The 12,993-nt window shown below is 47.7% G+C and carries 12 protein-coding genes; 10 read left to right on the top strand and 2 right to left on the bottom strand.

Annotated elements, in window-relative coordinates; genetic code table 11:
* Positions 1-40 precede the first annotated feature (40 nt).
* The 6 genes from QUA88_RS24755 to clpP all read left to right on the top strand — a co-directional run bounded on the left by QUA88_RS24755 (position 41) and on the right by clpP (position 3,244).
* Positions 41-1,261, top strand: coding sequence for a heparan-alpha-glucosaminide N-acetyltransferase domain-containing protein (locus QUA88_RS24755; RefSeq protein WP_333274335.1), 1,221 nt, complete (start codon positions 41-43; stop codon positions 1,259-1,261).
* Positions 1,262-1,369: 108 nt separating this feature from the next.
* The gene (locus QUA88_RS24750) at positions 1,370-1,744 is read left to right on the top strand and encodes a hypothetical protein (protein ID WP_333057898.1); all 375 of its coding nucleotides are present in this window, start codon (positions 1,370-1,372) and stop codon (positions 1,742-1,744) included.
* A 192-nt stretch (positions 1,745-1,936) separates the two neighbouring features.
* Complete coding sequence (locus QUA88_RS24745) at positions 1,937-2,098, top strand: hypothetical protein (RefSeq protein ID WP_333206504.1); 162 nt, start codon at positions 1,937-1,939, stop codon at positions 2,096-2,098.
* A 45-nt stretch (positions 2,099-2,143) separates the two neighbouring features.
* On the top strand, positions 2,144-2,434 hold the full coding sequence (locus QUA88_RS24740) for a DUF433 domain-containing protein (RefSeq protein WP_333206502.1): 291 nt from the start codon (positions 2,144-2,146) through the stop codon (positions 2,432-2,434).
* On the top strand, positions 2,434-2,574 hold the full coding sequence (locus QUA88_RS24735; RefSeq protein ID WP_333206500.1) for a hypothetical protein: 141 nt from the start codon (positions 2,434-2,436) through the stop codon (positions 2,572-2,574). The genes QUA88_RS24740 and QUA88_RS24735 overlap by 1 nt, the downstream gene beginning before the upstream one ends.
* A 61-nt stretch (positions 2,575-2,635) precedes the next feature.
* On the top strand, positions 2,636-3,244 hold the full coding sequence (clpP, locus tag QUA88_RS24730) for an ATP-dependent Clp endopeptidase proteolytic subunit ClpP (protein ID WP_006635758.1): 609 nt from the start codon (positions 2,636-2,638) through the stop codon (positions 3,242-3,244).
* Between the two features lie 296 nt (positions 3,245-3,540).
* Here the strand turns inward: clpP and QUA88_RS24725 are convergent, their stop codons facing one another.
* Complete coding sequence (locus QUA88_RS24725; RefSeq protein WP_333274320.1) at positions 3,541-4,545, bottom strand: hypothetical protein; 1,005 nt, start codon at positions 4,543-4,545, stop codon at positions 3,541-3,543.
* A 1,550-nt stretch (positions 4,546-6,095) separates the two neighbouring features.
* Here QUA88_RS24725 and QUA88_RS24720 point away from each other — a divergent pair.
* Positions 6,096-8,462: a ribonuclease R family protein gene (locus QUA88_RS24720; RefSeq protein ID WP_333057894.1), complete on the top strand. Its 2,367-nt coding sequence runs from the start codon at positions 6,096-6,098 to the stop codon at positions 8,460-8,462.
* Between the two features lie 238 nt (positions 8,463-8,700).
* On the opposite strand, the gene QUA88_RS24715 is transcribed toward QUA88_RS24720, so the two are convergent.
* Positions 8,701-10,257 carry a tetratricopeptide repeat protein gene (locus QUA88_RS24715; RefSeq protein WP_333057893.1) on the bottom strand — a complete coding sequence of 519 codons (1,557 nt, stop codon included), beginning with the start codon at positions 10,255-10,257 and terminating at the stop codon, positions 8,701-8,703.
* Positions 10,258-10,599: 342 nt separating this feature from the next.
* Between QUA88_RS24715 and QUA88_RS24710 the strand changes: the two genes are divergently transcribed.
* From QUA88_RS24710 to QUA88_RS24700, 3 genes are all read left to right on the top strand, one after another.
* A complete protein-coding gene (locus QUA88_RS24710; RefSeq protein ID WP_333057892.1) occupies positions 10,600-11,232 on the top strand; it encodes a flavin prenyltransferase UbiX in 633 nt (210 codons plus the stop codon).
* A gap of 72 nt (positions 11,233-11,304) precedes the next feature.
* Positions 11,305-12,189 (top strand): LapA family protein, encoded by an 885-nt coding sequence (locus tag QUA88_RS24705; protein ID WP_333212006.1) that lies wholly within the window; start codon positions 11,305-11,307, stop codon positions 12,187-12,189.
* A gap of 22 nt (positions 12,190-12,211) precedes the next feature.
* Positions 12,212-12,763: a shikimate kinase gene (locus QUA88_RS24700; protein ID WP_333057890.1), complete on the top strand. Its 552-nt coding sequence runs from the start codon at positions 12,212-12,214 to the stop codon at positions 12,761-12,763.
* Positions 12,764-12,993: the final 230 nt, after the last annotated feature.

Below are 12,993 nucleotides of genomic sequence, written 5' to 3'. Positions count from 1 at the left end.
TAGTTTTTCTTACTTCCCTCTTCCTTCTTCCTTCTTCCCCATGCGCTTCAAATCCCTTGATGTTTTTCGCGGAATTGCGATCGCCTCGATGATTCTAGTCAACAACCCCGGTAGTTGGGAACAGGTGTATCCACCGCTAGAACACGCAGAATGGCACGGCTGCACCCCGACAGACTTAGTATTTCCGTTTTTCTTGTTCATCGTTGGCTGCGCGATGTCTTTCTCGCTGTCTAAATATCTTCAAAATCATCCAAAAATTGGAATAGAAACCTCAATAATTACACAAACACAGGAAAAATCCGAATCCGCCAAAAACCCTCTTCCTTTTTCCTCCTTCCTTCTTCCTTCTTCAAATATTTACTGGCGAATTGCGCGTCGCGCCGCGATTCTATTTATATTAGGATTGCTGCTAAATACATCTTCGATCGCCCTTGACGTACTTCTCAACAACGCCCCAGTGGAAAACTTCGATAAAATCCGCATCATGGGAGTATTGCAGCGCATCGGCTTAGCTTATTTCATCAGTGCGATCGCCATTCTCAACCTCTATCCCCGCCATCAAAAACTGCTCGCTGTGGCCGTGCTTTTGGGCTATTGGGGCGCACTAACCGTATTTGCTGTAGGGGGGTACACTGCCGGCGAACTCACCCCAGAAGGAAATTTAGGAGGATATGTCGATCGGCTAATTCTCGGTAGCCAACACCTGTACAAAGGCGGCCCCTTCGACCCAGAAGGATTGTTGAGTACCTTACCAGCAAGCGTTACAGTCCTAATCGGCTACTTTACCGGAGAATGGCTGCGTGTGCAGCCAATCAAACCCCGCACCAGTATCAACTTAGCAATCTGCGGCCTCTCTGGCGTGGTAATCGGCCACTTGTGGGGATTTTTATTTCCGATCAACAAACAACTTTGGACGAGTTCCTATGTAGTTTTTACGGCTGGTTGGGCCTTGCTATTGCTAGCAGCTTGCTACGAAACAATTGAAGTGCGAGGCTGGAAATGGGGGAGGCTGTTTGAAATCATGGGATTGAATGCAATTTTCCTGTTTGTGGCTTCCGGTATTGTCGCCAGACTTCTGTTAAAAACTCATATCGGTACTGGTGAAAATGCTCCAACAACTTACAGTTGGATTTATGAAAACTGGTTTGTGCCGTGGGCGGGGCCGCTGAATGGTTCTCTGGCATTTGCCGTGACTGCGGTATTATTTTGGTGGTTAATTTTGTATGGGATGTACCGCCGTGGTTGGGCGATTAAAATTTGAATGGTGGGTTGTTAAACAAGCGCGTTTGCTGGTAAGTGGTGAGCAAGGGGCTTGACAATTAAAAGCTGTTTGTAGTATAATGTTTATATATTTTTTACGGTTTTTGACGTGGATATTCTAATTGAGTCAACAAGGGAATTTGAGAAAGATATTGCGCTGCTAAATGAAGATGAGAAAGCCGCAGTAATTCAAAAAATTAATTATTGTGCCAGCCTTTTTCCTACTCAAAAATCAAATGTGTATCGCAAGCTGCGTCGTCTCCCGCTATCGTCAGACCTGAATGGTTACGAGTCTTCGCTTTATACGCTACGAATTTCTCAAAAACTAAGAGTGGTTTTGGCGGTTGACGAAGACCCAATTTTTGGGCAAGCTATTTTTACTCTTTTTCGAGCAATTCAACACGACGAACTCGATCGAGCGTATAAGGGTGTAGCAGAGTCTTTGTATCAAGACCTACTTCAGCGCGATCGAGAAACTGCCTAGATATAATCAGCTTAAGTTATGGCGCAAAACCTTATTCTCTGTGATGAATATGGCATTATTTACGAAGCTATGAAAATTTTGCCAGATGACTAGCTAAAGATTAGTTTTCTGGAAGCTTTAGCAGAACTTGAAGACCAGGAATGTCACAGGACGAGACAATTTCCCAAAACGAGACTGCATAAAGTTAAGGGTGTGAAGCAGGCAGTTTATCGTGCTGATATTGATAAAGTCTCAGGCTGGCGCATCCACGTTCAGTACGTCAACGGACAGATTCATCTCAAGGATATTATTGAAGGGAAAAGACACGACAATGTAATTGAGGTGATTAAATCAAAGAAATCCCGCTACCAGTAATCCTAGCAAAGATATAATCTATAAAAATCCAGTGGGGATTTAGCGATGGAAACTAACAGATCGTTCGAGCAAAGTGATACCTGGAGTGAAGAAGATTGTCTTGATGTCACAGCCTTTTCTTTGCAATACGCAGCTACTATCTTTCATAGCGACCCCGATATTTTAGGTGGAACTCCTGTCTTTATTGGTGCTCGCGTCCCGATCGAGACTGTGCTTGATTGTCTCGAAGCTGGTGATTCGGTCGATGAATTTTTAGACCATTTTCCTACTGTCAGCCGCGATCGAGCGATTTCACTTCTCTCAATGATACGATCGCCACAAAACAACGTTGATTGATGTCCGTTTCCTCAAAATCGATCGCCTGCAGGATCGGAAATCCGATCGCACCCCCGCCACAACTTCCACAAATTACCGCCCCAACCCCGCCCAGCTTAAGGATTTTGCCGATTTCTCGATCGCACGCCACCGATCGCTAACTATAACTGAGCCCTAGTCGCTAAAATTAAAAAAAGATACGTAATAGGCAGGCAGGCGTCAATGATCCCAACAGTTATAGAACAATCCGGTCGCGGCGAACGCGCCTTTGACATTTACTCGCGACTCCTGCGCGATCGCATCGTCTTCTTGGGCCAACAGGTTGACTCAGACTTGGCTAACCTGATCGTTGCCCAATTGCTATTTTTAGACGCCGAAGACCCGGAGAAAGATATTTACCTCTATATCAACTCCCCAGGGGGTTCGGTAACAGCAGGTATGGGCATTTTTGACACGATGAACCACATCCGCCCCGACATTTGCACTATTTGTCTCGGTTTGGCTGCCAGCATGGGCGCTTTTCTGTTGAGTGCCGGCGCTAAAGGCAAGCGGATGAGTTTGCCTCACTCCCGGATTATGATCCACCAACCTCTAGGCGGAGCTCAAGGACAAGCAACCGATATTGAAATTCAGGCTAAAGAGATTTTGTACCACAAACGCCGCCTGAACGAACATCTTGCCAACCATACCGGTCAGCCGCTTTCCCGCATTGAAGAAGATACCGAACGGGATTTCTTCATGTCGGCTGAAGAAGCAAAGGACTACGGATTAGTCGATCAAGTGATCGATCGCCGTCCTTCCGCCAGCCGCCCGATCGCCGCTGTCGTCTAAATGAAAAGTTAAAAATCAAAAATGAGGAAATATTCTTCATTTTTGATTTTTAATTTTTAACGTTCAAAAGTAGCTCTTTAATGGATAAAGGGGGGGCGAGAAACCGGGTTTTTTACCCTAATCTTTGGTTCTCAACCTTAATCTCTGTAAAAAACCCGGTTTCTTTAATCCGGGAGCAACGGGGGGCGAGAAACCGGGTTTTTTACCCTAATCTTTGGTTCTCAACCTTAATCTCTGTAAAAAACCCGGTTTCTTTAATCTAATAGCCTCCAGCGCCTTGTTTAGTTGCCGAATTCCTAGGGCAAAGATTCGAGATATTGCAGGAAGTCGAGCAATTCTACTTGATTTAAGAAATGGCGCGCTTCTTTGCCATAACCTTGTTTGAGATAATCTTTTCCTTGGTTGGCAGTCCAGCCCAGCCGCTGGATTTCCTCAGTGGTTCTGCTATAGATTTCTAGATATTCTAGGAAATCTACTAACTCTTCGCTAGAAAGCTCTCTCTGCGACGACTTGCCGTAATTGTGTTCCAGACACTGGGTTTCCTGTGGTTTTTTCCATCGCAGGCGTTTGAGGATGGCGTCTATTTGGGCGATCGTATCAGAATTATCCTCGATCGCATCGCTGGGAATTCCCACTGCGATCGGTTGCAATTCCCTGACTTCGGCCGCACCCTGTAGCAGTTCACTTTGGCTAGAAGTCGGCACCTCCAGTTCCGCGATCGGTTCGCCGTAGCTAGAAGAAAGCCAAGCGTCTGAGTCTAACTGCTTTGGTACAAATCCAGTAGCCTCCGCGCGATCGACCGTTGGCGGCAGCGGTGCAGGTACAGGTGCGATCGGCTCTTCATTTAATTTCGCTTCAGTCTTGACAAAATTGCTTTGATCTGTTTCCGGCAATTTGTCAGCAACAGGCATTTCTAGAACCGGAAGAGGAACACTTGTCGGCCCAACAGGAACCGGAACAGCAGGAGGAGGGGGAGGGGGAACAGCAGCAACCGGGGGAACAGCAGGAGGAGGGGGAGGGGGAACAGCAGCAACCGAAGCAACCGGAGCAACCGGAGCAACCGGAGGCGGCTCAACACTCGCGATCGCACGATCGGGCGCAGCAGATCCAAGAACAGCGATCGCTCGCAACCGGGCACGGTCTTCAGCATCCTCAACAGACTCAGCAGCCGACATAGCCGTAGCCAGAGTTTTGCCGTCAACCTGAACCAGACAGCGAACAACAAACTTACCGTGATGAACAGTCAGCAACTCACAAATTAACTGTCCAGCGGGATAAAGGGCGCGAAATTCAGCAAACATAATTTTTTGACCCCGAAACCAGAAGGGGCTTATGACGTGAACAAACCTGACGGTCAACTGAGTACAGTTACACCGCAGGCTTCTTTTTCCTTTTTTTCAAAGGCTTTTTATAGTGAGGTAGTTCCACCCCCACTTGCTAATATAGTATCAGAGTATTTCCAGATCATCTTGGGCTATAAAAGAATAATTGTCGCTTTGGGTACCTACACCCGACGAGCCTTTGATCGCGCGGGCGTAATTCCCAACGGGGTACGGGGCCCAGCGCTCTGATTAATCCCCTCTAAATATACCGAGGGACTTCCCGGCTGGTAGTTAAGTTTAGTACACAACCACGCATTAGTTGCTTGATTCTTCAACATTTCTTGAAAACGTGAGGGCGATCGTGTAAGCCCAGGTGCTTCTCATTCTTACAGACAAGTTTGATGAAATTCTTGCGGGGAGTAGGGGTTGGGCGTCAATCGATTTTAGATTTTAGATTTTAGATTTTAGATTTAAGCATTGACCCCACGGATAAATTCGGGGGCTCCTTTATCGGATACAGGTTTTTTATTTCTGGACGGATCAATCCGGGGGCTTGTATCCTGGATGCTTTCGGTCACGCCCGCCCAAAAAGACAATTGAAATGCCCAACAGCTTAACAGAAAGCGACTAAAGCCAAGCTCGATCGTCCCAGAGATCGCGAAAATTTTAAAAATTACCCCAGGTCACGCTTGGCTCAACAACAGCTCAGAGAAAACAATTTTCTGAAAGCACGTATTCAACGTACAATAAATCAAAGGTGAATCATCCGCGCAACCTTTCACGCCACTAAACCCCATCCCACATCCGGCAGTTTAAGCTAACAAGCACCGGGCGTCATTTCTACCTATAAGAGATGGCACAGCAACTAAGCAAAAGTAGTAAAAGTCTCCGGTTTGCGTACCTGCACTTTCTACAGCACAGATTGCTCCCGACCCGCTCGTTGCACCTCTGTCCGCAAGGGCCGATCGCGTGCAAAAAACAGGGGCATCGCAGCGGCGAGCTACTAGCAATTTTGCCTTGATCCGGTAAGTTCTTTGCTAAAGCAAGAGGCAAGAGGCACTTCAAAAGGAAGAAGGAACAACGCAGAAGGAAACAAGGCAGAAGGCAGAAATGCACATTTTCTCCCTCTCCATCCCTCCATCGGCTCATCCTCGACTCAAGCCGTTGCTTTCAGTATCGAGCCATCTTTTAAGAACCGACAGAGGCTTTCTAATTCGCCAAGTGCTCGGCGCTGCTGACCTAAAAGCAAACAAACCAACGCTAAAAAATTGTATTGGGGAATAGCGTGCGGGACAGTTGTCTGCACCGTCAGCAGTCAGTTCAAGACAGACAGCAGACAATTAGCACGAAGCCGGTGTCGGGAGAGAATCTCAAAAAAACCTCGCGATGAAACAAGGTGGCTGTGCTTGCGTCTCCACCTATCAACCCGCGTATTTGTTGGGAAGCAGGCACTGCGAGGGCCCGAGGGGGTGCGGCTGATTTCGCCAAAATTTAGACTAATTGCTGGAAACAAGAGGATCGATCGCTACATGGAATTTTCTATCGCTGCACTGCTGGCAAATTTTACAGAAGACAAATTAGTGGCTCCTAAAGCATTGGAGAAAAAACTCGACTGCAACGACGCCACCAGTCAACTCAAACTTCAAATCGCATTAGAAGCTCTAGAGAAAATTGGCATATTAGTCAAAGACAAAGGCCGCTATCGCCGAGTAGCTGAAGACGACGTAGTAGAAGCAAAACTGCGCTGTTCGAGCAAAGGATTTTGCTTTGCAATTCAAGACGCCGAAGGCTCAGAAGACGTTTACGTGCGGGAAAGTCACCTCTCGACAGCTTGGAACGGCGATCGAGTCTTAGTCAAAATCATCAAAGAAGGTAGCCGCCGCCGATCGCCCGAAGGCGAAGTCATGCTCATCCTCGAACGCGCCAACCCCTCGGTACTGGCGCGAGTCAAGCAAACCGCCACCCCCACAGGCCGCGTCAGCTACAGAGCAATCCCCCTGGACGATCGCCTGTTGTTTGAACTAGACTTGCTCGCAAATGGCACAAATCTCCAAGAGGCGATCGACCACCTAGTACACGTCGAAGTCAAACGCTACCCCCTCGGCACCCATCGCCCAGTCGGCAAAGTAGTACAGGTACTCGGTTCCGACGCCGAAGCCGCGGACGACCTCGACATCGTATGCTGCAAACACGACTTGCCGCGATCGTTCCCCGCCGCCGTCCTCAAAGCAGCCGAAAATTTGCCCAGCAAAGTCAAAAAAACCGACATCAAAAAACGCCTAGATTTGCGTAACATTCTGACTGTTAGCTTCAGCAAAAACGAACCGGGAACAACCAACAGCGAAAACCATGCCCCCCGAGTTGAGGAGGAAAATCTCTCCGAAGAAGGAGGCGAAAAGGAGTTTGATCCAACGTCATTCCTGTCCGATCCGCCAGTGGAACGCGCATTGTCGATCGAAACCCTGAAGCCCGGCCGCTGGCAAATAGGAATCCACATCAGCGACGCCGCCGAGTACGTGCAGCCAGAAACCCCGATCGACCGTGAAGCCCGCAAGCGAGGAACCGCCGCCCATCTGGGAGAAAAAATCATCGCCGTACTGCCAGAAACCCTCAACGAGCGCTGCTCCCTCCTGCCAGACAGCGAACGGCTGGCCTTCAGCATACTGCTCACCCTAGACGAATCAGGAGAACTCCTAGAATACGAGATTCAAGCCAGCGTCATTCAAATTGACTACCACCTCACCTACGAGCAAGCTCAAGCAATTCTCGAACCAGACGATGCCGAAGAGCACCCTTTATCCTCCACCCTCCGTCCTTTCCTAGATCAAATCGGGGCCGCCTCACAGGCAGCCAGACAGACAAGGCTCAAGCGAGGAGCTTTTGAACTAAATTTGCCCGATGCTAACTCTCACTTCGACGACGAAGGCGAATTAGGAGCTTTTGCAACAGCTCCCCCCGCCCAGTCGGCTGTCTCCGAGTTGGTGGTACTCGCCAACCAAGCTGTCGCCACCCACCTGCAAGCCTTGGGAGTCCCAGCAATTTACCGCGTCCAACCGATGCCAGACCCGGCAGACATTCAAGAGTTCATCAAACTCTCCAACAACCTCGGAGGCGAACTGTATCTCGAAACCGAAGAAGAAGTTTTGCCCTTGGACTTTCAGCGATTTACCCAGCAGTTTGCCGGCCTGAAGTCCGAAAGAGTTCTCACCTACCTGCTAGAAGACACCATGAAGCCCGCTGTTTACAGCACAACTCCCAAGCCGCACTTCGGTTTGGGGCTGTCAGAGGGTTACACGCGCTGCACTTCGCCGCTTTCCCGCTACGCCGATTTGCTGGTACTGCGGGTGTTGCAAGCGGTGTTCGAGCAAGGCCGCAGCAGCCGCACAACACGGGCTAAGGAAAAAGTTGACTTGCACCATTCCTCCTGTCACGGTCAAATTACTTGGAATGTTCTCCCCCCAGATTTGCACCACGAATTTGAGACGGAGTTTGCATCGGTAGTTGTACACCTAACCGAACGCGAAAGAGTTGCTGAGGATGCCGAAAGCGATTTGCAGGGATTGAAGAAAACCGGATTGATGAAAGAACGCACCGGCCAAACTTTCCAAGGTTTGATTACAGGCGTGCAGTCTTACGGTTTCTTTGTGGAAATTGAGGTGCGGCCGCCGGAGAGCGACATTTTGCGTGTTGAGGGATTGGTGCACGTTTCTTCGCTGAAGGATGACTGGTACGAATATCGATCGCGCCAGCAAACTCTGGTGGGCCGCAAAAACCGCAATCAGTACCGTTTGGGCGATCGGGTAGAAGTTCAAGTCAAGAGTGTTGATTACTACCGCCAGCAAATTGATTTAGTTGCAGTTGGCGGCGGCAGTCAAGCTTTTGATGATGATGAGTAGTTAGTTGATAGTTGATAGTTGATAGTTGATAGCTAACAGTAAAGGTAGGGTGCGTCGCCAGTTTCCAACTCTCGCCTGTTTCTAACAAACGTCTGCTGTTCAGAAACCGGGTTTCTTGATGAAACCCGGTTTCTGAAGTCCGCTTCAAGAAAAATCAGGCTTTTTTGCAAATATTGCGGTGCTAAAATTCGATACTTTCCCAAAAAATCAGGTTTCTGGACTCGAGTCAGTGAAGGATCTAGAGCATCTGTGAGGAGGTGGGGTGGAAGGCTTTCCCGCACACCAAGGCGCATATTTCTAGTCTCTCCGAACAAGACCAGCTTTTGGCTAAGTCTTTTTGATACCAAACATTTTCTAGCACTTCTTTGATAGATTTGCTGCGGAGGTTGTTAAATCCTTGCCCATATTTTTCAAACAGAGCGATCGCCTGGGTCCTATAAGTGTCGCTGTAATGAGCGTATTTGGTCTGAGCTGTATAGCAGCAGGGCCACAGTTCAGCGTCAAAACTAACGTAAATTTCAGCTTTCTTTTGCGACTGGCAGTTAATTTCAATGCCCTGAAAATAATTTTCTAATCCTCCATATTCTTGGACGGCTTTGCGAAAGTTGGGGATTTCTGGATTTTGATACTGGGGTAAGGAAGCCGGCTTGAGTTCTACGGAGCTTTCTTTGTTCGCTTTAGCAGCTTTAGCCGGAGCAATTTCTTGAGCGAGTTGGAGTTTAACGGCTTGCTGAAAAGCTTCATTTGCTTCTTCTATTTTACCTAATTGTGTCCAGATTTTGGCTAAATTTCGATACACTCCTGAAAAATTTGGTCTAATTTCAAGCGCTTTTTGATAGTGATAAATTGCGGATTCCCATTGTTTTTGAGAAGCATAAACGCTGCCCATATTTGCATAAACTTCGGCAAATTCTGGCTGAATTTCTAGGGCAGTTTTATAGGAGTTCATCGCTTCCTCCAGACAGTCTGTGAGCTGTAGCAGATTGCCTAATGTTTTGTGAGCGACGGCAAAGTTTGACTGAATTTCAAGTGCTTTTTGACAAGCTAAAAATGCTTGTTCTAAATTTTTTTCCGCTAAATAATCTTCAGCTTGTCGGTGAAAATTGAGAGCTGCTTTTTCTAGGGTGATGGGGGTAGAACGATCGCGCTTTTCCTGCGTCTGGGAGTCCACCTCTGCGATCGCCTCCTCCTTTTCTCCGACTTCATCAACCTCTGACAGCGCAAAGCGAGACGTTGCTTTAGCTTGAAATTTAATAAACCCCAGTCTACGGGCCAAAGCGCGAGCTTCTTCGACTTGGTGTTGATTGTGTTCAAAGACTAAATATTGCCACTCTGCTTGGCCACCGGCGCCAATAAAGGCCTCGACGGATTCCATAATCCGGTTCCAGTTTGTATTGCGACGGTAGAGGTGGTTGGTATCCGCTAATCCATCGATGGCAAAAATAACGCGATCTTCTGGTTGATTCAAAATTTTGGCCAATTGTCGCCACCAATCAGGGCTGCGTCCGCTACCATTGGTGTACATCCAAAGGTAATTGACTCCCATTTTGTGAAAATACTTTAGCGCCGGGAGAGTGGTATTACTCACCATCGCATCCCCAAAGTTGCCGCACAGGTAAATCCAAGACAACTGAGAGCAGAATTCTTTAGGGAAGATTCTCTTAATATCTGCTATTGTCAATTCTGTCATTGGCAAAATAGGGTTCCCCGTGCGCGGACACTGAGGACAACCGGCATTACATCGGGAGGTAATGTCTAATTGCACTATTTCGATATCTTCGTATCTTAAGAACATTGTCTGCCTCCCCTGATGTTAATAAAGTAAAGTTAGTAGTTCTATTGTGACACAGAGTTGGTCGTGGCTATCAGGATGTAAGATGGAGCTGGGATCTGGAACTCTGGCGATCGCAGTTAGCCTTTGTTTTTGTTAACGAAGAATAGGGTAATGATAATCCTGGCGATCGCAGTCGCATACTTTATTGTAGTATCCGGGGGTGTTGCAGGTGGCTATAGGTTTCGCCTTTTATTGTTATTAAGAGCGATCGCCACGCAATCATTGAATTGATTGATGAGTGTTGTGGCTGTTATTAGCACCTATCGCGCTATAATTAGTGAGCTTATTGCTGGATAATTGCCCATGACTAATTCTGTTTCAGTCCCCGCCCAACCTCTAATTGTAGGAGTTACCGGTGCATCGGGACTGATTTACGCGGTGCGAACTTTGAAATATTTGTTGGAAGCCGATCGCGCGATCGAACTGGTCGCTTCCAAGTCTACTTACATGGTTTGGCAAAGCGAACAGAACACTCGAATGCCCGCAGAACCCACGCTTCAAGAGGAATTCTGGCGGGAACAAGCAGGAGTAGCCACAATGGGTAAACTTCGGTGCCATCCCTGGCAAGATGTCGGTGCTAATATTGCTAGTGGCTCCTTTCGCACCCAAGGGATGATGATTATTCCCTGTAGCATGAGTACGCTGGGCAAGTTGGCGGCTGGCTTGAGCTCGGATTTGCTCGAAAGAGCGGCCGACGTTCAGCTCAAGGAAGGGCGAAAATTGGTACTCGTGCCTCGCGAAACGCCTTTTAGCTTGATTCACCTGCGGAATTTGACTACCTTGGCGGAAGCTGGAGCTAGAATTGTACCAGCGATTCCTGCTTGGTATCACAATCCGCAAACTATTGAAGATTTGGTAGACTTTGTGGTGGCTCGCGCTTTAGACCAGTTGGGGATTGATTGCGTTCCTCTCAAACGCTGGAAGGAAGAGGAGTAATAATTAGTCATTAGTCATTAGTCATTAGTTATTAGTTATTAGTGATTTACAAATTACAAATTAAAATTTGATATGCGTCCTGTTTTTTTGCTAGTAATTGTGGTAGGGCTAACTATTTTTGCCCTGCAAAATGTGGAGCCGGCATTATCGCTGGTATTTTTGGGAGTTCGATCGCCTGCTTTGCCTTTATCTATCTGGATTTTGCTGAGCATGGCGGTGGGATCTGTCACATCTTTATTGATTTCGGGTTTGCTCGCTTTTTCAAATTACCTATCTCCAACGGGAGACCGCAGCGGCAGATCCAGTCGCAGCGGTCCCGATACTTTCCCAGAGGACAGCAGAACACCTTACACGCCGCCTCCCCCTCCTAGAAAACAGGGAATTGACCCGGATCTGAATAGGGAAAATAGCCAAACTCAAGCTCCTGGTTCCTACCGAACTGAGTACGGCACGTCGGCGGGTTACAGTGCCCGGACTTTCCAGCAAGAAACTCCGAACCCGGATGGGGCGAAGGATTATGCTCAACCGGGGAGTTATGCAGCGGCAGACGATGAGGATGATTGGGTCTCAGATGGCTCAAAATCGCGTTCTCAAGGGGGCGATGATGATTGGGGGGACGATCGCGATTTTCCCGATCGACCGCAGGTAAATGATGTTCCAGCGACAAATCCGAGGGCTTACGAAGCTCAGCAGGAACCGAAAAGCAAGTCTTGGGCTGGCTCAGTATACTCTTACGGCTATCGAGATCCAAACCAGTCTGGGGTGGGGCAAACAGAGTCTGTATACGATGCGGAGTATCGAGTGCTGATTCCTCTGGAAGGGCAGATTCCTAAACCCGCTGATGAAACACCAATAAATCCTATGGCAGAAGCAGATGAGGATTGGGGATTGGATGAGGGTGATGAGTTTGATGACGATGATGGCCTCAGTGGCAGATCGATTAACCTGAAAAAATAGAAAAATATCGGAGGATTTGGCAGTGGATGGGTTGAGGGGAGTAAATATCTATCTTGTCGGGATGATGGGTGCGGGAAAAACAACGGTGGGGCGGATTTTGGCAAAAAAATTAAAATACCGTTTTTTTGATACTGATGAACTAATTGTTCGAGTTGCTAATCAGTCAATTGCTGAGATTTTCGATCGAGAAGGGGAAGAGGCTTTTCGGGAACTAGAAAGTAAAGTGCTTGGGGAGTTGTCTGCGTATCAAAATTCGGTCGTGGCTACGGGCGGTGGCATTGTGACGCGATCGATGAATTGGGGTTACTTGCACTACGGTGTAGTGGTTTGGCTGGATGTGCCTGTAGATCAATTGTACGATCGACTGCGTTCGGACACCGCTCGACCCCTACTGCAGGAGGGCGAGCTCAAATCTAAGCTGCAAAGCCTTTTTAAAGAGCGAGAGCGTTTCTACACTCAAGCAGATGTCCGAGTCTATGCTGGTGTGGGTGAAAGGCCTGAAACAGTGGCGACTAGGGCGATCGAGGAAATCCAAAAAGTTATCAAACCAGAAACCGGGCCCGAGCTCAATTGATACATTCCGAAACCGATTTTCTCAGAAAATAACAGGTTTCTGAGGACTTTTGATACCAGTTCAAAAAAATAATGCAACCCTACGCAAACTCTAAACCACAAGCTTCCTCTGTCATTCCCAAAATCTAAAATCTAAAATCTAAAATCTAAAATGGTATTATAAAACTTCATTAAGTTTATAAGCAGTAGTAAGCAAGAATGATAATATGTAGTCAGGAGGTTAACAATGAA

This window comes from Microcoleus sp. D3_18_C2 (assembly GCF_036702395.1).
Taxonomy (GTDB): domain Bacteria; phylum Cyanobacteriota; class Cyanobacteriia; order Cyanobacteriales; family Microcoleaceae; genus Microcoleus.
The sequence above is the reverse complement of the archived record's forward strand: the minus strand, read 5'-3'. Positions and strand labels throughout refer to the sequence as shown.